Annotated in this window: 16 protein-coding genes and 7 pseudogenes; 16 read left to right on the plus strand and 7 right to left on the minus strand. The window is 67.7% G+C overall.

The window, feature by feature from the left end; translation table 11 throughout:
• Nucleotides 1-52 precede the first annotated feature (52 nt).
• Nucleotides 53-427, plus strand: coding sequence for a nuclear transport factor 2 family protein (locus OG927_RS34700; protein ID WP_330321516.1), 375 nt, complete (start codon nt 53-55; stop codon nt 425-427).
• Between the two features lie 132 nt (nt 428-559).
• Nucleotides 560-1,081 (plus strand): hypothetical protein, encoded by a 522-nt coding sequence (locus OG927_RS34705; RefSeq protein WP_330321517.1) that lies wholly within the window; start codon nt 560-562, stop codon nt 1,079-1,081.
• A 39-nt stretch (nt 1,082-1,120) separates the two neighbouring features.
• On the opposite strand, the gene OG927_RS34710 is transcribed toward OG927_RS34705, so the two are convergent.
• The 4 genes from OG927_RS34710 to OG927_RS34725 form a co-directional block, all read right to left on the minus strand.
• A protein-coding gene (locus tag OG927_RS34710; RefSeq protein ID WP_408058142.1) for an IS5 family transposase occupies nt 1,121-1,923 on the minus strand; the annotation gives its coding sequence in 2 pieces (ribosomal slippage) (nt 1,121-1,636 and nt 1,639-1,923; 801 coding nt in all).
• 53 nt (nt 1,924-1,976) lie between these two features.
• Entirely contained in the window at nt 1,977-3,068 is a 1,092-nt protein-coding gene (locus OG927_RS34715; RefSeq protein ID WP_330321499.1) for an IS630 family transposase, read from the minus strand.
• Between the two features lie 52 nt (nt 3,069-3,120).
• Nucleotides 3,121-4,001, minus strand: a protein-coding gene (locus OG927_RS34720; protein ID WP_330321518.1) for an IS5 family transposase whose coding sequence is annotated in 2 segments (ribosomal slippage) — nt 3,121-3,641 and nt 3,641-4,001 — 882 coding nt in all. Because the reading frame shifts where the segments join, the coding sequence is not laid out codon by codon here.
• Between the two features lie 63 nt (nt 4,002-4,064).
• A complete protein-coding gene (locus OG927_RS34725) occupies nt 4,065-8,144 on the minus strand; it encodes a CHAT domain-containing protein (protein WP_330321519.1) in 4,080 nt (1,359 codons plus the stop codon).
• A 56-nt stretch (nt 8,145-8,200) separates the two neighbouring features.
• Here OG927_RS34725 and OG927_RS34730 point away from each other — a divergent pair, with 56 nt between their 5' ends.
• From OG927_RS34730 to OG927_RS36130, 4 genes and pseudogenes are all read left to right on the plus strand, one after another.
• Nucleotides 8,201-8,572, plus strand: a complete 372-nt coding sequence (locus tag OG927_RS34730) for a hypothetical protein (RefSeq protein ID WP_124283646.1) — start codon at nt 8,201-8,203, stop codon at nt 8,570-8,572.
• Complete coding sequence (locus OG927_RS34735; RefSeq protein ID WP_124283645.1) at nt 8,569-9,462, plus strand: hypothetical protein; 894 nt, start codon at nt 8,569-8,571, stop codon at nt 9,460-9,462. Before OG927_RS34730 ends, OG927_RS34735 begins: the two co-directional genes overlap by 4 nt.
• 380 nt (nt 9,463-9,842) lie before the next feature.
• Nucleotides 9,843-11,162, plus strand: a pseudogene (locus OG927_RS34740) (NF041680 family putative transposase); the annotation flags it as partial.
• A 46-nt stretch (nt 11,163-11,208) separates the two neighbouring features.
• Nucleotides 11,209-11,316 (plus strand): annotated as a pseudogene (locus tag OG927_RS36130) (transcriptional regulator); the annotation flags it as partial.
• Here OG927_RS36130 and OG927_RS34745 read toward each other — a convergent pair.
• Nucleotides 11,298-11,583: pseudogene (locus OG927_RS34745) on the minus strand (IS30 family transposase); the annotation flags it as partial. The pseudogenes OG927_RS36130 and OG927_RS34745 sit on opposite strands and share 19 nt — an antisense overlap.
• A gap of 1,058 nt (nt 11,584-12,641) precedes the next feature.
• Here OG927_RS34745 and OG927_RS34750 point away from each other — a divergent pair.
• From OG927_RS34750 to OG927_RS34780, 7 genes and pseudogenes are all read left to right on the plus strand, one after another.
• Complete coding sequence (locus OG927_RS34750; RefSeq protein ID WP_157866836.1) at nt 12,642-12,779, plus strand: hypothetical protein; 138 nt, start codon at nt 12,642-12,644, stop codon at nt 12,777-12,779.
• Nucleotides 12,780-13,148: 369 nt separating this feature from the next.
• Nucleotides 13,149-13,499 (plus strand): ArsR/SmtB family transcription factor, encoded by a 351-nt coding sequence (locus OG927_RS34755; RefSeq protein WP_056792597.1) that lies wholly within the window; start codon nt 13,149-13,151, stop codon nt 13,497-13,499.
• Nucleotides 13,499-13,747 carry a hypothetical protein gene (locus tag OG927_RS34760; RefSeq protein WP_056792596.1) on the plus strand — a complete coding sequence of 83 codons (249 nt, stop codon included), beginning with the start codon at nt 13,499-13,501 and terminating at the stop codon, nt 13,745-13,747. Before OG927_RS34755 ends, OG927_RS34760 begins: the two co-directional genes overlap by 1 nt.
• 199 nt (nt 13,748-13,946) lie before the next feature.
• Entirely contained in the window at nt 13,947-16,208 is a 2,262-nt protein-coding gene (locus OG927_RS34765; protein ID WP_408058143.1) for an MMPL family transporter, read from the plus strand.
• A 127-nt stretch (nt 16,209-16,335) separates the two neighbouring features.
• Nucleotides 16,336-16,780, plus strand: a pseudogene (locus tag OG927_RS34770) (ISKra4 family transposase); the annotation flags it as partial.
• Between the two features lie 424 nt (nt 16,781-17,204).
• A pseudogene (locus OG927_RS34775) lies at nt 17,205-17,366 on the plus strand (transcriptional regulator); the annotation flags it as partial.
• 131 nt (nt 17,367-17,497) lie between these two features.
• A pseudogene (locus OG927_RS34780) lies at nt 17,498-18,637 on the plus strand (IS701 family transposase); the annotation flags it as partial.
• Nucleotides 18,638-19,037: 400 nt separating this feature from the next.
• On the opposite strand, the gene OG927_RS34785 reads toward OG927_RS34780, so the two are convergent.
• Complete coding sequence (locus OG927_RS34785; RefSeq protein WP_330321520.1) at nt 19,038-20,417, minus strand: hypothetical protein; 1,380 nt, start codon at nt 20,415-20,417, stop codon at nt 19,038-19,040.
• A gap of 322 nt (nt 20,418-20,739) precedes the next feature.
• Nucleotides 20,740-21,228, minus strand: a complete 489-nt coding sequence (locus tag OG927_RS34790; RefSeq protein ID WP_056792592.1) for a helix-turn-helix domain-containing protein — start codon at nt 21,226-21,228, stop codon at nt 20,740-20,742.
• A 310-nt stretch (nt 21,229-21,538) separates the two neighbouring features.
• Between OG927_RS34790 and OG927_RS34795 the strand changes: the two are divergent.
• The 3 genes and pseudogenes from OG927_RS34795 to OG927_RS34810 all read left to right on the plus strand — a co-directional run.
• Nucleotides 21,539-21,631 (plus strand): annotated as a pseudogene (locus OG927_RS34795) (alpha/beta fold hydrolase); the annotation flags it as partial.
• A 422-nt stretch (nt 21,632-22,053) separates the two neighbouring features.
• Nucleotides 22,054-22,527 carry a hypothetical protein gene (locus OG927_RS34805; RefSeq protein WP_124283424.1) on the plus strand — a complete coding sequence of 158 codons (474 nt, stop codon included), beginning with the start codon at nt 22,054-22,056 and terminating at the stop codon, nt 22,525-22,527.
• Nucleotides 22,528-22,688: 161 nt separating this feature from the next.
• Nucleotides 22,689-23,177, plus strand: coding sequence for a hypothetical protein (locus OG927_RS34810; protein WP_330321618.1), 489 nt, complete (start codon nt 22,689-22,691; stop codon nt 23,175-23,177).
• The last annotated feature ends 21 nt before the right edge of the window (nt 23,178-23,198 follow it).

Genomic DNA, 23,198 nt, shown 5'->3' on the forward strand with positions numbered 1-23,198 from the left:
TCGAGCCCGCAGCACCAGCGCAGCACGCGTGTTCTGGCGAGAGGATGATTCAGTGTCCCGTAGTGACGACAGGCCGTCGACGTCCGCCCGATCGCGGGAGCTCCGCGAGCTGTACGAGGCGTTCAACGCCCGCGAGATCGATCGGGTCCTCGCGGCCATGACCGCCGATGTCCAGTGGCCCAACGGCTGGGAAGGCGGGCACCTCGAAGGACGGGCGTCGGTCCGCGACTACTGGATTCGCCAGTGGGCTCAGCTTCGACTGTCTCTCACGCCTGTGCAGTTTCGGGAACGGGGCGACGGCCGGATCGAAGTCGCGGTCAGACTGGTGGCTCGCGACCCGGGCGGTTCCGTTCTTGCTCGAGAGGAGGTCCGTCATGTGTACGAGTTCGAGGGTCGTCTGGTCCGTCGCATGCAGGTCGAGCAGTAGTCGACGATCGCCCGAATCGGGTCACGGTCTCAGAGGGCATTTGATCTAGGTGTATTGCACTTTATGCCCTAGTTTAGGTCCTGTCCGATGGGTCCGCGGAGTGACCTTGGCCGGCTCCTAAGCTGTGGCGCTATGGAGAACCAGCTCACCCATGAGGCCAGTGCCTTCATCAATTTCCGGAACTACAACTTCCGGGATCCGAGGTCTCACGGCTACAAATGGGTCAACATCAAGCATCTGCGGATCCCAGCTGAGCCCGCCGAAGCTCACGAACTGCTCGCGGCGCTCATCAGGCATGAACAGTTCCGGGACGACTACGCGGGCGGTGGAGTTCTGCCGGAGGGATCTAGGCACGGCCCGTATTGGCTGAGGCTGGTCACCCCCGGCGCCTACGAAACCGTCAGTCGGAACAAGAGCGCGAGCGTCCTGTGGGGGTGGGGCAACCAGTTCGAGGACGTGCCCGCCAAGCTTGGGGCGGATCTGCAGCAGGAGGTGTTCGATCGCTTGTCGGGGGCCGACCACATCTACTACCTGAGCGATCTCGGGGACGAGGCCATTCATGACTGGGGGCGTGTGCACGAGTACTTCCACGAGTTCGTGCTCATCGACCGCACAGTTGGACGGATCACTCTCCTCGTCGCGGCTGACGACTGAGTCGATCGGCATGGCTGCCGTGGCGGGGCATTCGAGGGATCAGGGGCGGAGCCACAGGGGAAGCGCGGCCAGAGTCGCCGTGCCGTGGAATACGTAGGCTCTTTTGTCGTAGCGCGTCGCCACGGCCCGGGATCCTTTGAGTGCGTTGATGCACCGTTCGACCTCGTTTCTGCGGGCATACCGGGACTGGTCGAAGGCAGTGGGGCGACCGCCTCGGCTCCCACGTCGTCGGCGGTTGTCTCGTTGGTCTCGACGCTCGGGGATCGTGTGCTGGATCTGCCGTCGTCGCAGGTACTGGCGGTTTCGACGCGAGCTGTATGCCTTGTCCCCGCATACGTGGTCAGGTCTTGTACGTGGGAGGCCACCGGCTGGACGCGGAACGCGAATGCGATCCAGGACTGTGATCAACTGCGGGGCGTCACCCCACTGTCCTGGGGTTATCAGGACTGACAAGGGACGACGGCTCCCGTCACTGGCCAAGTAAATCTTCGTCGTCAGGCCACCCCGCGAGCGGCCGACCGCTTCGTCAGAGCGATCCTCTGAGGGGCGGCGGCGTCGCCCCGGCACGCGGGCCGGCCCGCGGCGTCCGCGGCGGCGAGCACGGCATGCAAGACCCTCTCCCACGTGCCATCGGCCGACCACCTGCGATGCCGGTCATAGACCGTCTGCCACTTCCCGAAGTGCGGTGGCAGGTCCCGCCAAGGCAGGCCGGTCCGCAGCCGGAAGAGAACTCCATTGATCACGCGCCTGTGGCAGTGCCAACGCCCACTTCGTCCGACGTTCGTCGGCAAGTCCGGTACCAGTTGAGCCCACTCGACATCGGAAAGATCACCACGCCCCACACCAACCGAAACGATCCACCCCTCGGCAAGTCACTGGACCCATCAGACACGGCCTAGTGACCTGAGTCAGAGATTCGCTGGCAGTAGCTGGCGACCTTGTCGAGGATTTCGTCGGCGGTCTTGGTCCAGATGAAGGGCCGTGGGTGGTCGTTCCAGTCCGCGACCCAGGCCCGGATGTCGCGTTCCAGTGCTTGGACGGAACGATGGACGCCGCGTTTGAGCTTCTTCTGCGTGAGCTCGGCGAACCATCGTTCCACCAAGTTCAGCCAGGACGAGCTGGTGGGTGTGAAGTGCAGGTGGAATCGAGGGTGGGACAGCAGCCACTTCTTGACCGCCGGTGTCTTGTGGGTCGCGTAGTTGTCGAGGATCAGGTGCACCTCGAGGCCGGCTGGCACTTCCTTGTCGACCTTGGCCAGGAACTTCTTGAACTCAGCTGCCCGATGGCGCCGGTGCAATGAGCCGATGACTTTGCCGGTCGCCACCTCCAGAGCCGCGAACAGGGTGGTGGTGCCGGCACGGATGTAGTCGTGGCTTCGGCGTTCCGGGACGCCCGGCATCATCGGGAGCACGGGCTGGGACCGGTCCAGGGCCTGGATCTGCGACTTCTCGTCCACGCAGAGGACCAGCGCTCTTTCCGGTGGATCCAGGTAGAGGCCCACCACGTCGCGGACCTTGTCGATGAAGAACGGGTCCGTGGACAGCTTGAAGGTCTCAGACCGGTGCGGCGCGAGTGCGAACGCCCGCCAGATTCGGGAGATCGCCGACTGCGACATGCTCGTGGCGGCAGCCATCGATCTGGTCGACCAATGGGTGGCGTTCTTCGGCCTCTCCTCGAGTGTCTTGACGATGACCCGCTCGACGTCGGCGTCACTGATCTTCCTCGGGGCGCCGGGCCGCGGTTCGTCGGACAGGCCGTCGAGGCCACGTTCGATGAACCGCCGCCGCCAGGTGCGGACCGTGTCCGCGGCAACATTCAACCGGCGGGACACCTCCAGGATCGAATGCCCCTCGGCGCACTCCAGCACGATCCGCGAACGCTGAGCCAGAGCCTGGGCCGTCGAACGACGACGCACCCAACCCTCCAGCACAGCCCGCTGGGCATCAGTCACCGACAACGGCGGAATCTTCGGACCGGGACGACTCATGAACAACCAACGACGAACCTGCGACTCAGGTCACTAGGTCCTGTCCGGCGGATCACTGGCGGAGCCAGAGTCGGATCGCTGCGGCGGTGACGGTGCCGTGGAAGACGTAGGCCCGTTTGTCGCAACGGGTCGCTACTGCGCGGGAGTTCTTGAGCCGGTTAATGGTCCGCTCGACCTCGTTGCGGCGCCGGTAGTGGTCACGTTCGAAGCCCGTTGGTCTGCCGCCTTCTCTGCCTTTACGGCGGCGGTTGGCCCGCTGGTCCTTCGGCTCGGGGATCGTGTGCCGGATGTGGCGTCTTCGCAGGTAGCGGCGGTTTCGGCGGGAGCTGTACGCCTTGTCGCCGCTGACGTGGTCCGGCCGGGTCCGGGGCCGTCCGCCCAGCGGCCGGGGAACCCGGATCAGGTCCAGGACCTCGACCATCTGCGGGGCGTCGCCCCACTGGCCCGGCGTGAGCAGGAGGGCCATGGGACGGCAGCCGCCTTCGCCGGCGAGGTGGATCTTGCTGGTCAGGCCGCCCCTGGACCGTCCGAGTCCCTCGTCGGGGCGGTGGTGCCGGGGCGTCGTCCTTTTTTCGGGATCCGCGGACGGGCTTTGCGTGCGCCGGCCGCATGCTGATGGGCCCGGCAGGACGTCGAGTCGACGCCGACCATCGACCAGTCGATCCGCCCTGCCAGGTCGGCGTCGGCCTGGACGGCTTGCAGGATCCGGTCCCAGGTACCGTCCGCCGACCACCGGCGATGCCGTTCATAGACGGTCTTCCACGAGCCATAGCGTTCCGGCAGGTCACGCCACGGGACACCGGTCCGGACCCGGAACAGGATCCCGTTCACCACGATGCGGTGGTCGCTCCACCGGCCACCCCGGCCACCCAGAGGTGGCAGATGCGGCTCCAGTAACGACCACTCGCAGTTCGTCAGATCCCCCCGACCCATGCCCGAACCAACGAGCGACCGGTCAGAAGGTCACATGATCCGCCGGACAGGCCCTAGCTCGGTCTACAAGCCGTAGTGAAGGTAGGGGGCCCAGAGCTCAGGGTGGTCGGGGTGGCGGTCACGCAGGGCGCGGGTGGCTGAGGTGACGGCGGTACAGGTCGTGATGTGGCCGCCCGCGGCGTGGAAAAGCTGGGTGAACTCGGTGGCGGTGAGGTCGCGGACCGGCCAGAGGGTGGCCACGACGCTGCGGAAGCCGGCGAGCTGAAAGGCGGCGGCGAGGTGGGTGAGTTCGTCCGGTGCGTCGGGGGTGGGCATGACCGTCGCGCACGCCGAGAGCTGGGCGAACTCGGCATGTGGCAGGTCCAGGTGGGAGAGGTCGTCGATGGTCAGGAGGCCGTCGAAGAGGCCAAGTCCACTCCGGTGCGGGCGAACGTCGTCGCGGACGTTGTGGCAGGCGAAGTAGGCGCGGGTGGCACGGGGGAGCGCGGCCAGGACGCTCTCGCGTGTCGCCGCTTCGTTGAGAAGGGGGACGGCTTCTGGGTGGCGGTCAAGAAGTGCGCGGCCTTCGGCTTCCGCTCCGGCGAGTTCCGCGCCGTTCGCGGTGCGGCGTACGGCGACGACCAGGTCGCCGCCGTTTCCGGACGCGGCGGCCCGAGCGAGGCCTCGGGTCAGCAACCGGATCGTGGGGGCGTAGGACGACTCGATCAAGTCGATCGCGGACCGGCCGTCCGGAGCGGTGGCGGCGTGGAGTGGAAATGCGCTGAGGAGGCCGGTTGGCACCCACCACACCCTGGTGGCCGGGCCGATGGCTTCGAGGACGGGGCCGACCACCGTTTCCCACAGCCATGCCAGGATCTCGCTGGTCATCCGAGGCTCCCTGGCGGAGAGCATGGCGTAGGCGTGCGCGTGGACATCCTGGTGGTTCAGCCCGTCCAGCGGCAGCACGCGGACACCTGGGTCCGGATCGACGACGAGGGCGTGGCTGCCGAAAGGGCTGACGTTGATCAGCACGAGCGGGCCGGGCAGGTTCAGGGTGGTCAGCTCGTCGGCAACCGGTGGCCGCATAAATCTCTCGTAGCCGGGGATGGAGCGGATGTCGGCGAGCAGGTTGGTCCAGGCGGTGCGGCTCTGCGAGGCCTGAACGGTCCGCACGTACCCGGCTGGGATGCGGGCGCTGTCGGTTCGGTCAGCGGTGATGGCGTCGCGCAGGCGGTCGAAGCGTTCGGCCAGGTCAGGGCGGGCTTCGCGGAGGCTGGTGAGGTCGGTGCGCAGATCGAGTTCCAGGGTCAGCACCACCGCGCGTGCTTCCTCGGCTGCCTCCAGCGCGGTAGCGGGGTCGCCGGCGAGGATGTGTGCGGTGACCGCCTCGCTGCCCGTTTCGGTGATCTCGGAGAGCCGGGCAGCCCGGTCGGTTTGGTCGATTTCCTCGAGGGCAGCGACACGCATCAGAGCGACGGCTTCGCGGTAGCAGGTGACGGCCAGGTCGTAGCGCTGGTGATGCAGGGCGAGCCGACCAGCGCCGCGTAGCGCAGTCAGGCTGTCCAGTGCGTCGGTGATCGGGGTGAGCGCCAGGTGACAATGCCGCTCTACCTGCCCGTTGGTCAGCTCGGAATGCTCAACGTAGATCCCGCTGAGGATACGGAGCAGCGGCCCGCGGAACGGGCCGATACGTGGAGAGAGGTCGAGCGCCTCTTCCAGCAGACGGGCGGCCTCGACCAGCTCGGCCTTCTCCCGGGTCAGCGCGTAGCGCTGCAGGTGGATGTTGCCGAGGTGCGACAGGTGTTCGCGTCGTTCGGTGGGGTTCTCGTGCCTGCTGGTCTCAACTTCCGCGGCGCGCAGGGCGAGCTCGAGGTCGACAGCGAGGCCGGAACAGCGGAACTCCTCCAGGTAGTGCCGGGAGGTTTCGGCGGTGGCCGGTTTCTTGGGCACCGCTTCGGCTTGTTCGCTGAGCAGGAACTCTTGCACGGCGGCGTCCATCATTGCGGCGATATCGGCGCCATCGGGGCCGTCTGCGTACTCTTCAGCGAGGGCTACCCGGTCGATTCTGTGGCGCCCGGGGTCTGGGGTGGCCCTGCGCCGGGCGAAGCGCAGGCGAGAGCTCCGAGCGCGGGCCAGCCGTTCCTGGGCTTTGGCGGCCTCCGGCGGGGCGAGGGCCGCCGCCTCGGCGGCCAGCTCGGTGGCGGTCTCCAGGTCGCTGTTGTTCTGGTTGTTGATGCCGCGGATTCGGTAGGCGTCGCTGAGCGAGCCGAGCCGATCGGGCAGTTGTGGATCGTCGGCGGGGGTGGCCTCGATTGCCGCGCTGAGGAGCAGGATCGCGGCGTTCACCGCGGCGGGGTTCCGTTCCCCGTTGGCGTGGTAGATGAGGGTGTTGGCGTACCCGGCCTGAGCCTTCGGCTCGGCGCGCGGTCCGAGCATCCGGTTCAGGGGGTCGGGCAGGTCGTCCGGCAGCGACTGAGGGTCCGGCAGCCAGTGCATGAGCGTCTGCGCCAGTTCATCGGGCCCGCCGGAGTCGACGGTGGCGTTGTTTCGCAGGATGTGGAAGACGCCCAAGACACGACGGGCACTGGCCAGGCTGCGGGATGCCGGGTTCCGCGTCGACAGCCGATGGGCCAGCCACCACACGTACGCGGCGTCGGTCATCGCCTCGGGGGACATGACGAAGTCATGGTCGCCCGTTTGGTCACTTGCGCGCACCCGGCGCAGGAGATTGCCCCGGGCCAGGGATTCCAGCATCGGCAGCAGGCCCGGCTCGGGGTCGGGTGCGGTCGGGTCTGGCCAGGCCGCGAACACTGCGGTGCGGCTGACGTCGATCGCCGCGTGCAACCGCGCCTTGTCGGGACGGGCTTCGTAGTCGGCTTCAAGGGCGTCGGCCAGACCTTCTGCCAGCGTGATCCGATCAACCGCCGAGGTGTCGCCACTATCGGTGTGTCCGAACAGGGCGATGCACTCGTCCAGGTCGGTGGCGTCGCCCAGCGCGTCGTAGCGCAGTCGCAGGGCGGTGGCCAGGAGAAACGTGGACCGCTCCAGGGTGTTCTCACGGAACAGGCCGATCGCTTCCTGGAGATCTTCGATCTGGTGGGACTGCGCGAAGCGGGCGGCAAGTGCGAGACCGAGGTCGAGTTGGCGGCTCAACTGCGCGGTGCCCGTAGCGCCGGCGAGGGCGGACCGCATGGGAGTCACGTGGTCCGCAGCCCCGGACTCCGCTTGGTCAGGGTTGTCCGGGTGCAGTGCAAGTAGCTGTGACAGGCGGGCAACCTGCGCCTGGATCGCCGCACGGACAGGGTTTCCCGGCGGCAGTCCATCGGCTGCGGCGGTGCCGTCGGCTATGGCATGTCGCAGATCGCCCAGGTGCTGGAAAGCCACGAAGCGATGCCACCGCGCGGCGTGGCGATTCGCAAGCAGTTCGGCCGGGTCGGCAGCGAGTGCCCTGATGATCGTTAAGGCCTCGTTGGTGAGCGCCAGGTTGCGGTCGATGTCGGATATCGCTGAGGTCGTCTTGAACCGGTCTGCGTACAGGACGGCGACGTTCTGCAGGAGCTTCGCGCGGAGCAGGTCCGCCTCGGTCGCGAGTGCGAGGGCACGCTCTGCGTAGGTGACGACGGCGTCGAGGTCCGCAGCGTCACCGGTCTCGGCGTGCCGGTCGTTGAGCACCATCGCGACCTGCACGAATACCGGCGCCGTGTCGGCGGGGAGGTCCGGCGGCCAGTCCGACAACTCGAAGAGGCGGATTCCGGTGTCCCGATGCCGACTGAGCGTGTAGACCGCGACACCGCGGAGAATCCCGCTCGCATGGGCGGGGATGTCGTTGATCGCGGCCGGCTTCGTGGCCTCGAAGTGCTTCCGGACGACCGATGGTGGGGCGGCCGGCTCGCGTTGCCACAGCGCACGGAAGAAACCGAGAGAGCACTGCTGCTCCATCTGTCGCTCGTCCTGCGGCCCGCTCGTGGATCGTGCCCAGTGCAGCCAAGCGAGCAGGTTCAGGGCCTGGTTGATGTGGCCGTCAGTGGCGTGTGGAATCTGCACCCACCACATTTGCGCGGCTTCAATCAGCGCCTCGTTCGCCAGCACGCCCTCGGGATCGCCCTGCTGCCACCGCACGATCCGTTGGTCAAGTAACTCGCTGGGCTGCGCAGTCGTCGCCATGAGCGCTATGGTCGCATCGACTTGACGGGGTTTGCTGAGAGGATGGAGGAATTGGCGTGCTCGCAGGTACCGCCGACGCCGAACGCGAACGGGCCGCGCTGACCCTTCTCTGCGAGCTACTTCCCGACATTCGTGCAGCAGGCACCGGCCGCCCGGCCGAATACCAGAGGCTGCTGACGGCGATCGAGGCCGCCGCCCGGGCCCGTACGCCGGTCGCCGACCTGCTGGACGAGCTCTACCGATTCGACGCTGCCGGCGCCTACCGCCAACTGCCGCACGAGATGCCGTTCGGTCCCGGTCGCGCCGACGAGGAGATCGCTCACTGCCCGGACGGCGCCTGCTCACGCACCGAGCGCCCGCGACCAGCCGGGCTGTCGCCGCGCTGCCGGGTGACCGGGGAGCGGATGCCGACGCAGGCCACCGGATGACTATCTTCTTCGGCGAGCTGGCCAAGAAGCTCGCCGAACGCTGGGTGTCACTGCTCGCCATTCCCGGCCTGCTCTTCCTCGCCGCGCTCCTGCTCGGCGCCAGATTGCGGTGGGCGCACGCGCTCGACGTCGGCTACGCACTCGGCTCGCTGGACGATCTCGCTGCCGACCTTAGCCGTTGGCCTGCGGCACGCACGGCGCTCTGCGTTGCGGGTGTGCTGCTCGCCGCCGCTGCGGTCGGGCTCGCGGCTGGCGGTCTGGCTGCCGGTCTTCGCCTGGTCTGGCTCGGCCGCTGGCCGGCGCCCCTGGCACGTTGGCGCCGCAGAGCGCGTCGGGACCGCTGGGACGCCCTCGTCGAGCGGCGGTTCGCGCTGGAGGATGCTTCCGGCCGGACCGAGGAGATGCAAGCCGAGATCGACGACCTGGCGGCTCGGACGAACCAGCTCGCCATGGCCCGCCCGGCCTGTCCGACCTGGATCGGTGACCGCTTCAAGGCGCTCGAATCAATCGGCTACGAGCGCTACGGCCTCGATCTGACCTTCGTCTGGCCGGCGTTCTGGCTGGTCGCCCCGGACCTGGTCCGTACCGAGATAGAGGCGGCCGGCAGCCAGTTCGCCGACGCGACCATCCGCGGCTCCTGGGCCACCCTGTACGGCATGCTCGCGCTGCTCTGGCCGCCGTCCGCCGCGGTGGCCGTCGTCGCGGGAGTCGTCGCGTGGCGCCGTGGCAGGTCCTCGGTCGCAGCGCAGACCCGCCTCATCGAAGCCGCCCTGGACCTCCACGGCCGTGCACTGGCCACCGCGCTCGGGGTGGGCGACGCCGACGCCACCGGGCCACTCACACCTGCCGAGGGCGGCGAGATCACGCGGATCTGCCGCAAGGGCCGCTGACGCGCCCGGGCGTGGACTCCTGCCGCGACCGGTGGACTGCGGCCGGCCTCGTCAACCCGGCAATGGCTGGCGAACAACTGATTCGGCTGCCTTCGGAGGAATCAGGGTTACTGGTTCTGGTCACCCGCCCCGAAGACGCCCAAGCCTGCGCACATATCCAAGACCTCGGAACCGTCTGCGCCACCGCCCCCGTCACCGCCACCGCAGCGGCCGGCCGAAGTTGCAGTAGCCTGCAGCTCTTAGCTTGACGTTTATGGTCTGCCGTCGAACACTGCCTCGAACTTGCTGATGGGTTTGCCTAAGTTCCGGACGTAAGAGTGGCCTTCGCCTGATCCTGTGCTCCGTCACAGAGGCATGGGATCAACACGAAGGCCGTAGCTATGAGTCTGCTGCAACACGGCGCCCCGCGGGATGCGTTTGCCGAACTGTCATGCTTCCGGACGGAGCTCTATGCCTGCCTGACCGGCCGGCGCGATGCGCTGTTCGAGCTGAGTGATGCCCTGCTGTGCGCGGATGGTCCGGTGAGGACGCTGGTCGAGCTGTCGTTGGAGCCCGAGCATCGGCGCGGACATGGCGCCTTGTACGGCGGGCTGAATAGCGGGGAGCTGGATGTGGCACGGCTGCGTAGAACGCTGGCAGGGTTGCCGCTTCCCCGCACGGCGTCGGGCCGGCTGGTCCTGGCGGTCGACGTGAGCAACTGGCTGCGGCCTGATGCGAATACCAGCCCGGGTCGGCTGTTCTGCCACACGTACGGTCGTGGCAGGGGCTCGGCCCAGATGATCCCCGGGTGGCCCTATTCCTTCGTGGCCGCTCTGGAACCGGGGCGGACGTCGTGGACTGCCCTGCTGGACGTGGTCCGGTTGTGTCCGTGGGACGACGCGATCGCCGTCACCGCAGCCCAGGTCCGGGACGTTTTTCAACGGCTGTATGTGACAGGCCAGTGGCAGATCGGTGACCCGCCCGTCCTGGTCGTCGTCGATGCCGGCTATGACGTGACCCGTCTGGCTTTCCTGCTCGCGGACCTGCCCGTGGAACTGCTGGGCCGGATGCGTTCGGACCGCGTCCTGTACTTCCCGCCCCCGCCCCAGCCGGCGGGCAAACGTGGGCGCAAGCCCAAGCGCGGGGCGGAGTTCGCGTTCGAGATCGCGGCCACTCAACCGGTCCCGTCGGTCACCACGGTGACCGACACCACTCACTACGGGAAGGCCGTCGCCACTGCCTGGGACCGCCTGCACCCGCTACTGGTCCGGCGCTCGGCCTGGGCCGACCACCCCGAAGGAGACCTGCCCGTCATCGAAGGCACCGTCATCCGTCTTCAGGTCGATCACCTCCGCGGAGACCGCAGCCCCAGGCCGGTCTGGCTGTGGTGGTCGGCCACCGCCGCCACTGCTGGGGATGTGGACCGGCTCTGACAGGCATTCCTACGCAGATTCGACCTTGAGCACACCTTCAGAATGCTCAAGCAGACGTTGGGGTGGACCGCTTCCAAACTCCGCGAGCCAGCCGCCGCCGACCGCTGGACATGGCTCGTCATCGCAGCCCACACCCAACTCCGCCTTGCCCGGCTCCTCGCAGAAGACCTCCGCAATCCCTGGGAACGGCCCGCCCGCCAAGGGCGCCTCACACCCGCGCGCGTCCGTCGAGGATTTCGCCGCCTCCACAGGAAAACGCCTCAGCCGGCCAGCGCCCGTCCGGGGCCGTAGCCCGCGTGTGGGGGCTTGACCGGGAGGCCGACCACGACGAGGTGCCGTCGACCTGTACACGGTCGGCGTGCACTGGGCGCTCGGCGACGCCGGCGCCGCCCTGGACGCCGGGAAGAACCTTCGGCCCGAGCAGTTCGCCCAGCGGCGGTCCTGACGGCGGCTTGTTCCTTCCCTGCCAGGGCGCCACCTGTGGACCCTCGACGACCCGGCCGTCCAGGGCGTGGACGACGTTCCCGGCCAGCCGGTCCTGCACGTACTCGCGCAGTCGCTCATCGGCCACCAGCTTCGCCGGCTTCGGCCGCTGAGCCCGCCGCTCGGCAAGCCATTGCGCCAGCGAGGCCCGGTACTCCAGGTGGTAACTCCGCGTGGAGGCGTTGCGCCGCAGCTCCCGCGAGATCGTGGATGGCGAACGCCCCAGACACGACAGCGGCGGTGGCCCTGCACGCTGCATCGCCGATGTCGGGGGCCCGCGACGGAGCGGGGTGCGGGCTGCTGTTCATCGAGGCTCCGTTCGACAAGTGGGGTGTCGGCGAGCGCAAGCCGGGAAGATCGGGTGGTGCGAGTTTGCCGGGAGCCGGTGAGGGCCGCAGGGCCTTGTGGGCTGTCAGGCCGTCAGGCATGATCGCGAGCATGATGACCAACCGAAAGGCCCATGCCGCGTAGACGGCCCGGCGCGCTTCGCGCCGAAAATCAGGTCCCGCCCGTTTGGGGCCCTTGGATCTGTCGAATTCCCGGGTTGTCCGAGCGCACCTGTGCCGAGATTCAACGCAGGGAGCGTGAGCACGGTGATTCCTGGGCCGGGCTGCGGGACGGCTTGTGGGATGGGGCGGTGGAAGCCGCGCTCAGGCACTACCGGGCGTTCCTGCGACAGCCTGGCCGCTACCTGGACCTGTGCTCCCCAGCCTCTCCCCATCCGGAGTCCTCGCTTGTCGACGTGGCGAACGCCCGGGACATTCTGCAAGAAACGTTGCGTTCGCTTCCACGGGCGTCCCGCGCCGTACTCGGGCGAGTAGTGGCGTGTCTGGACGCAGAGTTCCGCCGCCGGACCTTGCCCGACCCACACGCCTACCGGCGCCTGCGGTGGCATGGCGAATGGTGGCACCGACGCCTCTACGACGGTGAGTTCCGGTGGTGAGGGGCTGCAGCCCGACCTCTTCTTGCCTCAACTCCGATGAGGCCGGGCGAAAACCGACCAAAATTTCCACGAAGCGCCGTGCTGGGCCATGGCCTGAGGGGAGCCGTATAGGTTGAACAATTTGTGATGTCTGCCTTGGCCCGTACGGCTCTCTCGCATCGCATCTGTACTTGCATCCCGAGGAAACAGCTCGGTTCACTCATCGCCGAGTTGGCTGTGCCGTGGGCCCTCGTCAAGGCAGGAAGCCGACCGACCGAACCCGGGAGGCCGCATCCGCTCTCGTCTGGAGTCGCGTCACCGGCAGCGAGTACACTGTCGCGCCGATCTTTCAACCACCGAACTTGCCGCCTGATCGACAGCTGACCGCCGCTTCGCCACAGATGGTGCTCCTCAGGCACTGGGAGCAGCGGAAGCGCTACATGTCCTACCCCGAGCTCCTTGAGGCCCTCGAAGCCCTCGCCATCCAGATTGTCCTGTGACAGCGAGATGATCTTTGCCATCGAAGCTTGATCGGCATGGAGTGCTGGTGCCGCAGGGGAACCATGCTGGTCGGAGGCGGGGTGGAGGCGTCGGTACTCGTGGGACCAGTGAGGCTGTGCACCCCCAACAGGAACTTTCTCGTCACCTGATACACCAGCGAGACAACCACCCCGGCATCGTCCCAGGCAGCCCCGAGCACTGTCAGACCCTCTAAAGAGCTGTTACAACGCATTTCCTGAGCGGCACATGCCGGCCGGGACGACGTGCTCGTACGGCCCGTCGTGAACAGGCAGACAGCCCTCCTGCCTAGCGGGCGACAACAATAGTCAGCACCTGCTAACATTTCTTTGCATGTGCTCGGTGCTGCTATGAAAACGCCTCTGCCAAGCGGAGACGAACTGGTGTTGACGCTGGCGACGCTGGCCAACCCGCACCGTCTGCGGGTGGTGGCGGTGCTGGCCGGCGGACGTAAGTACGTGAGCCAGTTGGCTCGGGACATGGGGATCAGCCGTGCGCTCCTCCAGGTTCACCTGAAGAAGCTGGAGGCCGCGGGCCTCGTGTCAGCGCAGCTGGAGATCTCACCCGATGGGAAAGCGATGAAGTTCTACGAGGTGACGCGCTTCGCGGTCCACCTGACGCCGGAATCGATCGCGGCCGTGGTGCCGGAGATGACCGGTACCGACACCGCACGTGGACGCGACGAGAAAGGGACTGTCTGATGAACGAGACCGACTGGCAGGAAGTGTTCGGCGTCATAGGCGCCTTCACCTTGGTCACCGTGGTGATCACTGTGATCATCTGGCAGTTCGGCGCCAACTGGCGCGCCAAGGCGGTGCTCGCTCGCGAGGAGGAGTACCGCAAGCTCGCCGAGCAGTCCCTTGAGGCTCAGCAGCAGACCGAACGCCAACTGGCGGGCATTCAGACCCGTATGGAGTCGTTGGAGCGCATTCTCAAGGAAGTCGAATAGCGCACAACGAAGTGAATGGCGCACAACCGCAGAGCTGGGTCGCCGAGCTGCAACCTCGACGACCCAGCGTTCGGAAGGCATCTCCCTCGCCGTCGGGCGAGTTTTCCCTGGATACGCTCCTCCACATTTAAGGAGAGCAGCTCATGCTGCGCAAAGGCAAGTTAGACCGCAAGCACCCCGAAGGCGAAGGGGGACGCGCATGACGCAGACCCCCACTCCGGTGGGACCTGCCCGTGGGGTCGTGGAGTCCGTCGCCGGGTGGTCGGTCCGGCACAAGGCCCTCGCCATCACCGGCTGGCTGGTGCTGGTGGTCGTCGCGATCCTGTCCAGTGCGCTGGTCAGCGGACCTGAGGCCCGCTCCCTCGACCCCGGTGACGCGGGCAAGGCGCAGCAGATCGTGCGCACTGAGGACAACGGTGACTCTGTCCGCGAGAGCGTGCTGCTCCAGTCACGCGAGGACGAGGGGCCCAAGTTCACCGAGAGCCCCGAGCTGCAGGGTGCGGCCGAGGAGTTGGTCGACAAACTGCGCGGCACCAGTGATGCGGTGCGCGACATCGGATCGCCCGCGGGAACCGACGGCGAGCGATGGGTGTCCGAGGACGGCCGGTCCGGTCTGGTGACCTTCGAACTCGACGGACCGATCGAGAATCAGAAGGAGAACTACAACGAGGCCGTCGCCGCCCTGAAAGAGGTGCAGGACAACAACCCGGACCTACGGATCGTGCAGGCCGGTGACCGTAGCCTGAACGCGGTCGTCGACGACGCGATCAAGGACGACTTCGCGAAGGCCGAGTTCACCTCGCTGCCCCTGACCCTGGTGATCCTGCTCGTCGTCTTCGGCTCGCTGATCGCCGCCGGTATTCCCCTGCTGCTCGCCGCGACCGCGGTCATCGGCACCTTCGGCCTGCTGCAGACCGTCGGACAGTTCCTGCCGGTCAACAGCGCCGCCTCCTCCATCGTCCTGCTCATCGGCATGGCCGTCGGCATCGACTACTCGCTGTTCTATCTGCGAAGGGAGCGGGAGGAACGGATCGCGGGACGCGACACCCAGGACGCCCTCGCGATGACGGCCCGCACGTCCGGCCACGCCGTGGTGGTTTCCGGCCTCACCGTTATGATCTGTGTGTGCGGCCTCCTCTTCTCCGGGCTCGACGTCTTCAAGGGGCTGACGGCCGGCACCGTGATCGTCGTGGGTCTCACGGTGCTCGGCTCCATCACCGTGCTGCCGGCGGTGCTCTCCGCCCTGGGGCACCGCGTCGACAAGGCCCGCATCCCCTGGCTCGGCAAGCGCAGGACCGTCGCACGCGAGTCGCGGACCTGGTCCGCGGTGGCCCGCACCGTGGTGCGCCGCCCCGCGCTGACCGGTGGAATCGCCGCCCTCGTCCTGCTGGTCATGGCCCTGCCCATGCTCAGCATGAAGCTTCAGGACCCCGCTACGACCGACAGCCTGCCGCGTAGCGTCGCCCCGGTGGACGCGGCGGTCCGGATGAATGACGCCTTCCCGGGTGCCTCGAACCCCGCCCGTGTCGCGATCGCCACCGACGACGGTACGAGTGCCGACACCCCCGCTCTGCGGACGGCGATCGACGCCCTGCACGAGCAGGCGGCCACCCCCGGCAGCGGGATCGCCGAGCCGATCACCTCGGTCGCGGTCGGTGACGTGGTGGTCGTGCGCGTACCGCTCATCGGGAAGGGGACCGACGACACGTCGAACGAGTCCCTGGAAAAGCTGAGGGGCACCGTGCTGCCCGCGACCCTCGGCACCGTGGAGGGCATCGACTACGCGGTCGGCGGCAAGACGGCGATGCCATACGACTTCGCCAACCAGCTCAACAGCCGGTCCGTCGCGGTCTTCGTCTTCATCCTCGCCCTGGCCTTCGTCCTGCTGGTCGTCGCCTTCCGCTCCTGGACCATCCCGCTGGTGTCGATCCTGCTCAACCTGCTCTCGATCGGCGCCGCCTACGGCGTGCTCACCTGGGTCTTCCAGAGCGGGCACCTCGGCTCGCTGCTGGGCTTCACGGCCTACGGGGGCGTGGTCGCCTGGCTGCCGCTGTTCATGTTCGTCATCCTCTTCGGGCTGAGCATGGACTACCACATCTTCATCCTCAGCCGGATCAAGGAGCGGTGGGCCGACGGGGCCAGCTCCGACGACTCCATCGTCGGCGGCATCAGCAGCAGCGCGGGCGTGGTCACCAGCGCCGCCGTGATCATGACGGCCGTCTTCACCGTGTTCGTCAGCCTCACCGCCATTGAGTACAAGATGATGGGCGTCGGCATGGCGGTCGCCATTCTCATCGACGCCACCATCGTCCGAGGCGTGCTCCTGCCGGCTGCCATGGCGCTGCTCGGCGACCGCGCCTGGTCTTCCCGGCTCGGCAAGCAGCGCGGAGCCGCACCGTGGTCCGCCGGCGAGCAGACCCCTGAACTGGTATGTCCCGTCAGCCATTCCCCCGAGCAATAGGCGGGACGTACTGTCTGGCCTCACCCCTCACCGGGGGCGAACCAACGACTCCGGCCTGAGAGATCGGCGGTTGCCGATCTCCCAGGCCGGAGCGTTAGGACGCGGTGCGCAAGGCGCAGGACAGCCGGTGGTGCACGCGCCGGAAGGACAGGTTCGAGCCTGGCGGGAGAAGACGCACTCCCGCTGCTTAACCTGCGTGTTCGGGCCGGTGCGGGTGAACCGGATCGCCTGTTGCGGCCGGGGCGTGTCCCACGTGCACCCGGCGGATGCGGACCCGTCGCTGCCCGTCGGCCGGCACTCCCGCAGGCTTGCCCGCCTTGCAGTGCTGGAAGCGGCGAGAGGCTCGTTCGACCAGGCCGCTGCCGCGATCGAGCGACGATGCGGGAAGGTGGTGGGCAAGCGCCGCCTTGAAGAGCTGGTGGACGCCGACGCCCGTCGATATCGCCGCCTCCTACAGGGCGAGGATTCCCACTCCGTGCACCCACGAGATGCCCCTGGTCATCCAGATCGACGGCAAGGGCGTGGTGATGCGCCCCGAAGTCCTGCGCGAAGCGATCCGCCGGGCCGCGGCCAACCAGGTTCGATGGCACAGGACAGATGAACGGCTTTGGCTACCTGGCCGCGGACTGCCCAACGGGAGGTAAGAAGGCCGGCGGGAATCTGGATAGCGACGTGGAGCATCAGCACCGAGATCATCATCTCGAACGTTTGGGCATAGGTTTCCGCGGACGCAGCTGGAATCCAGCAGAAGCCGATGTACAGCAGAACGCCACTCACGTGCATGGCGGCAACGTTCAACGGAACGTGCCACAGGCTGACCCAGTGGCGCTCGTTGTCGCTCGCCCGCACAACGCCCTCCCCCCGGGGCTGGAGCCCCCACTCCTGGCGGGCAGTCTACGTCCAAGGGCAGCATGCGAGGCGTTCCAGCCGCTTCGATCCCTGCTACGAACGACAGCCTACCGAGCTCACTAAATGAGATGACTTCTTTTAGGCGCGGCCGAGATCTCCGGCTCCCCGCTCGCGGCCGCTGCCGCAGCACGGGAACTGGCCATCGTGCTGCGCCACCAAGACCAGGATGGCGCCGCTCAGCGCCTGATGCACTCGGCAACCGCCGACCTTGAGGCGAGCGAGCTGCGCGCCGACGCCACGGCCGCCGCCTAGTACTCCAGTCGTGCTTCTTCATTTGTCCTGGTCACAGGGGCTTCTTGGAGTCTAGTGGGCTGACGCTCCATCAGGTAGGTGGAGGTTCGTGACTCACCCGATCGGGGCGCGTTGAACCAGTCATGGAGATGGAGAGTGATGTCGAAGTAGGGCTGTGGGAAACCGAGTTGCAGTCGTTGCTGCTGCGGGTTGGCGAGCGGTTCGGCCGGGTCGAGCCGCGGCGTCGGATGCGGGACTATGTGCGCGGCCTGCTGGGCCCCGTCGGCCGCAAGAACAGCTGGCAAATAGCAGAGCACGCGGGCCACGACACCCCGTACGGGTTGCAGCGGCTGCTGTCATGGTGCCAGTGGGATCCGGACGAGATCCGCGACGATCTGCAGAACTACGTGGCCGAGCGGCTCGGGAGGCCGGACGGTGTGCTGATCGTCGACGACACCGGCTTCCTGAAGAAGGGCACCGTTTCCGCCGGGGTGCAACGGCAATACTCCGGCACTGCCGGCCGCACCGAGAATTGCCAGATCGGGGTGTTCGCCGCCTATGCCTCTGCCAAGGGCCGGGCCCTGGTGGATCGCGAGCTCTACCTGCCCAGGTCATGGACCGAGGACCCCGATCGCTGCCACGCGGCCCGGATCCCCGAGGGCAAGCCCTTCGCGACCAAGCCGGAACTTGCACGCGCCATGGTCCAGCGGGCGCTGGACTCCGCCCTGCCGATCGCCTGGGTCACCGCGGATGCGGCTTACGGGCAGGAACAGCATTTCCGCCGAATGCTGGAAGAGGTCGGGGTGGGCTACGTCCTGGCGGTGCCCAAGTCGCAACAGGTCAAGTCGCCGGCCGGGAGTTGGCGCATCGACCACGTCCTGACCGGAGCTCCGGCCGATGCCTGGGAGCGGATCTCCTGCGGCGAGGGTGCAAAGGGGCCGCGGGTTTATGACTGGGCCGCGGCCAAGCTGCCCGCCGCCGACGGCGCGGAGTCCACCCATGACCGCTGGGTGCTGGCCCGCCGCAGCCTGGCGCGTCCCGAGGAGATCGCCTACTACCTGGCTTTCGCGCCAGTCGGCGCGACCATCACCGAGCTTATTCGGGTGGCCGGCGCACGGTGGGCTATCGAGGAGTGCTTCCAGGCCGCGAAGAACGAGTGCGGCCTGGACCAGTACGAAGTCCGTCGCTACGTCGGCTGGTACCGTCACATCACCTTGGCGATGCTCGCGCACGCCTTCCTGGCCGCGATGACAGCCCACGCCCTCGAAAAGGGGGCTGCAGAAACGGTTCGAGCAGCCTCGTTCCCCTCACCGTGGCAGAAATCCGACGGCTCCTGGACCTTACCCATCCCCCAGCAATCCGGCACCGGTCACCCACCCGTCGGCTCTACTGGTCCCGCTGGCGCCGACGACACCAGGCCCTCGCTCGCCACTGCCACTACCAGCGCCGCACGCGCCCCGATCGGGTGAGTCACGAACCTCCACCTACCTGATGGAGCGTCAGCCCACTAGGCTCCAAAAAGCCCCTGTGACCAGGACAAATGAAGAAGCACGACTGGAGTACTAGGCGGTCGGCCGGTTGGGCGCAGCTGTTTCGGCGCCACCGAACGGCTGCGCGGCAGTACTAAAGTGGCAGGATTCCCAGCTGCGCGCCGGTCGCCGTGTCGGCCGGCAGCAACGGAGAGGCGGTCTACTCCTCCGTCCCCTCGGCGCACGCCGAGCGGATCTCTTCCAGTAGTTCCGGGTAGCGCTCGCCATAGGTGCCCACCGCGTGCCACACCGCGTCCAGTGCCGCTTTGAGCGGGACGGGCTCGGCTGCCGCCAGCACCGCGGGGAGGGCAAAGTAGGGCTGTGCGATCTGCGAGGGTTCGCACGGGGTACCGAAGGTGTGGACCACGGCAGCATCGTGTCCCGAGCCTGTGGCCGGTGTCGTGCTCCGGCCGGCGGGCGCCGCCGGTGCGAGCATGCCGAGTGCCCGGCCGAGGCCCGGCCGGCTCGGTGGGTCCTGGCCCGACTCCATGGCCGAGACCCACTTTCTCCTTCCTCCGGCCGTCGCCGCCGCCGGAGGAGCCTGCTGCTGGTGCAGCGCCCGGTCCGAAGGGGCCGGCGGCCGGTAGGGCGGTCGCTCCGGAGGTATCGCCTCGAGCACCGACCGCTCCGGTACGCGAGGATCGCAGCGCAGGGTCTCCCACATCCGGGCCGTGTCGTCGAACGGCGGTGGCAGCGGACGCTTGTGCGCCAACGCGGTGAGCGCCTCGGCGACCCACTGCACATCGGTCAGGCCCGCCGCCTCGCAGGCCCGTCGGGCGGCCAGCAGCGCCACCGCACGCTGGACGCCGGGACCCACCGCGTCGATAGCGTGCACCAGATCGCTGTCGAAGCGGAGCAGGCCGAGGGCGTTGCTCTCACGGGCATCGCGCAGCGCCTGGCTCGGCAGCCGTCCGCCCCATTGCCAGCGCTCGTGGTGCACTCGCCGTTCCTCGGCGGCCCGCTCCTGCGCCCGGCGAGCCAGGCGCTCGGTCTCGGCGCGCTGCTCGGGTGTGGGCGGTGGCGGAAGGTCGCGCGCGTAGCGGTGCCAGTACGCGGCGTTTTGTGAGGTCTGGTGGATCACCCGGTCCGGGCGGGGCGGCGCGGGCCAGAACTGCAGGAGGTAGCTGTCCGCCTGCGGCTCCCCGGTCACTCGAGTGTCGCGTTCGCGTCCCTCGTCCATCCCCCGTGCGCAGTACCGTACCCGGTAGTCAGTCTGAGGAAGGTCCAGGGCCCACGCGGCCTCGCCCGCCCACTGCACCAGGCTGGTGCGTTCCGACACCGGCAGGAAGGACACCTCCACCACGTCTTCCCAAGCCGGATCCAGCGCAGGGGGTGCGTCGTGGACCTCCACGACAAAGCCGACGTTGCCCGTGTGCAGTCCGGTGTTCAGCCAGAGCGCGCCCGGGACCGCGGCCCCGCACAACCCGCCGTTCTGGCCCGCGAATGCCTCCGGGAGGCCCGGGGTCGTGCCAGCTGGATCGCTCTCGACGTAAATCTGACCGCAGTGAACATGGACCTCGCCCGTGACCGGCCTGCGCACAGCACCCCCTCATCCAGGACGGCCTCGAAAGCCCCCTGTCGGGCAGGCCGTCACCTGCCCCGCATCATGCTGCAGACCACTGACGGCCGGATGCAAACTTGCCGGCGAGTCCTGGCGCAGCGCGTACGACGGTCTGGTGGTGGACGACGCCGGGCGGCTCACTTCGTGCCGCTGGCAGAGGTGTACGCCCGCCCCCGGGCGGGGTCCGCGATCGCGGCGTGCGGCACACGCCGGGAACGGCATGCGGTAGGGCAGCGGCCCGCGCCCGCCTCACGGTCATGTTCATCGAAGGCGGGGGCAGCGTGCCAGCGTGCGCCGGCCCTCAACGTGAACGCACGCGGCTCGGATTCGACTTGGCCGGTATTGAGGCTGCCGGCCATGACGGATCAGCCTGCGCGGTGACCTTGGACAGCTGGAGCGGAGTGAGGTTCAGCAGCCGCAACAGGGCGGCTGTCTGCCGCTCGTCACCGGGCCACACCCCCTGCTGCTCTGCCCGCTCGTAACGGACCGTGTCCATTCCGATGGAGCGAGCCAATTTGGCCGTGGTGAACTGTCGCGCCAGACGGTGCTGCGTCAACGTGCGGGGTTCCCCGATCCCCATCAGCTCCGTGGTCCGGCACCAGAGCACGTCGGCCAGAGCTATCAACTCGTTTTCGGCGGGACCGTGTTCGCCGCTTTCCCATGCATGGACGAGGGAGACGTCGGTGGGCACCCCGCACGCGTTCATGTGCTCCGCCACCTGCTGAGGCGACATCCCCAGTGCCCGTCTGGCCGACAGGGCGACATCGGGTGAAAACGGTGGTCGGTTCAAGGGAGGTCTTTCCTTTTGGTCGGCATCGCGTACCGATGTGGACGCGTCCCGGTCGGCCCGGTGGCCGCGCGGGAAGGCGCGACGGTCCGGTGACTCGGCTCGGGCACGGGTCAACTCGGTGATCAACAGTGTCGCCGCCGCTTGACCGTGCCACTGACAGGTGCACCCGACTTATGCACATCCGCCCCTCGCACGCTGCCCTGTCAGCCCGCACGACATACCCCACGATGTCCCTCAAGGGCATGGTCACCGTGATCGGCAGGGCATCATGAACGGGGCACACTGTCGGTCATGTCATCTCCTGCCCGGCGACGGCCTGGCGGCCCGACGCCGCGTGATCACCTACGAAAACCGCGGCGTCGGCGCGTCCGGTGGCTCCACACCCGACACCATCGAGACGATTGACCGCTCTCATCCAATCGAGTCGTTTACTCAGCGAACCCAGTCGTTCTGTCTTCCGTCTCAGCGAACCTAGCCGTTCGGGTGATCGCGCTGGGGGTGCTGGATGGCTGTACCGGCTGGGGTGGATCGTGCGGAGACGTACGTTGAGCTGTCGTACGTGGACGCTGTGCGCAAGCGGCTGCGGCGGCCGCTGCTGGACTGTGTGACGGCCCGGTTCGAGGAGGCGGCTCCGGTGCGGCCGTTTCGCTGGTCGCGGGGTGAGCGTCACTTCGCGGGTTGGTACTGGGCGGCGACGACCAGGCAGCACATCGGCTTCGAGTCCTGGCTGGAACGGGACAGGCTTGTGCTTCTGGATGCCGATCCCGGGGTGGTTCCTGAGCACGGACATACAGTGAGTTCCTCAATGAAACGGCGGGGCAGGCCATGGAGATCACCGTTCAGTGGATACGGACGTTCTGGACGAAGCAATCTCGGGGAGGGCCGGCTGCCTCGCGCAGGAACGCGGCCCCGATCGGCTTCGCGTTGCCCCATGCCACGGCCGGTTCCGCACACGTGATTCGCATGCACGAGCGAGACGACTTCGAGCCCTACGACACCCAGGAAGATCCCGGAAAAGTCGATGTTCAGCTCCGCGAAGCCGACGGACGGCTGCGGGTCTTTCCCCGAGTAGAACCGCTATTCGGCCTGCCGCCCCGGCCGCGACGGCCTCCGGCAGTGCGACTCGCCCCCGGCCAGTGGGTCCGCTGGCAGCTCAACTACCGCTTCAGCAGTGCGTCAGGGATGCAGGACTGGTCGTACTGGCTGGACACGTTCAACATCGCCTACGGCCCGAGGAACGCCGATGTCTTCCTCTCCACACCCACCGTGTTCGTCGACGAGCAAGGGCCACTGCGATAGCCCATCTTGAAGGTCAATCGCACTCCCACGGGGGGTCTCGTTGGATCCGTACTGCGATTCAGGAGGCGGTCGGCGGCGCAACAGGCCCACTACCCTCGGCCGGTATGACAAGCCCTCCCCCCGCGCCGAAGTCGCGCTTTCTCGTCCTGCACGATTACGGCATGGGCGGTGCGTGGTGGTGGGTCCACGCGCGATCGCCCCGAAAGATCCTTGAGACCTTCGAGGAGGTCGAGGTGGTCGACAGTCCGGAGGCCATCGAGCGGGCTGACCCGGACCTGGACGAAGTCGACATTGACGAGCCGACCATGCCTCCGGGCCTGGACGGGCTGCGGGCCAAGCGCGACGCCCAGCGCGGCCGCCCCGGTTTCGGCGCGCTCGCCGATCGGAGCATCGTGCACCTCCGGCGCCGCTGGGACGGCGACGGCGATGAACCAGCGACCTACCTCATGGAGGTCGGCTCCGACGGCCGCAGGTTGCGCCAGGTGGAGCTCAGTGACAACGGAACCGCGCTGAGGAGCGGCCCAGACGACTGGCCGTTCAATCCGCCGGTTGTGGACCTATTTGACCCTGAGTGGGCTGACATGGAAATCCGCCCAGCCGAGTTCGAGGCAGCATGGCTCGAAGCGCGTCATGTCGGCAGCGAGCAATGAAGGGGCGTCACCACCGCGCAG

The sequence above is a fragment of the Streptomyces clavifer genome, assembly GCF_036345975.1.
Taxonomy (GTDB): domain Bacteria; phylum Actinomycetota; class Actinomycetes; order Streptomycetales; family Streptomycetaceae; genus Streptomyces; species Streptomyces clavifer.

Bases quoted from the DNA above. Each gene is read 5' to 3' on its own strand.
- OG927_RS34760 (WP_056792596.1), top strand. From the start codon at position 13,499: ATGAACGAGACCGACTGGCAGGAAGTGTTCGGCGTCATAGGCGCCTTC.
- OG927_RS34715 (WP_330321499.1), bottom strand. From the start codon at position 3,068: ATGAGTCGTCCCGGTCCGAAGATTCCGCCGTTGTCGGTGACTGATGCC.
- OG927_RS34725 (WP_330321519.1), bottom strand. From the start codon at position 8,144: ATGGCGACGACTGCGCAGCCCAGCGAGTTACTTGACCAACGGATCGTG.
- OG927_RS34755 (WP_056792597.1), top strand. From the start codon at position 13,149: ATGAAAACGCCTCTGCCAAGCGGAGACGAACTGGTGTTGACGCTGGCG.
- OG927_RS34735 (WP_124283645.1), top strand. From the start codon at position 8,569: ATGACTATCTTCTTCGGCGAGCTGGCCAAGAAGCTCGCCGAACGCTGG.
- OG927_RS34705 (WP_330321517.1), top strand. From the start codon at position 560: ATGGAGAACCAGCTCACCCATGAGGCCAGTGCCTTCATCAATTTCCGG.
- OG927_RS34805 (WP_124283424.1), top strand. From the start codon at position 22,054: ATGGAGATCACCGTTCAGTGGATACGGACGTTCTGGACGAAGCAATCT.
- OG927_RS34810 (WP_330321618.1), top strand. From the start codon at position 22,689: ATGGGCGGTGCGTGGTGGTGGGTCCACGCGCGATCGCCCCGAAAGATC.
- OG927_RS34765 (WP_408058143.1), top strand. From the start codon at position 13,947: ATGACGCAGACCCCCACTCCGGTGGGACCTGCCCGTGGGGTCGTGGAG.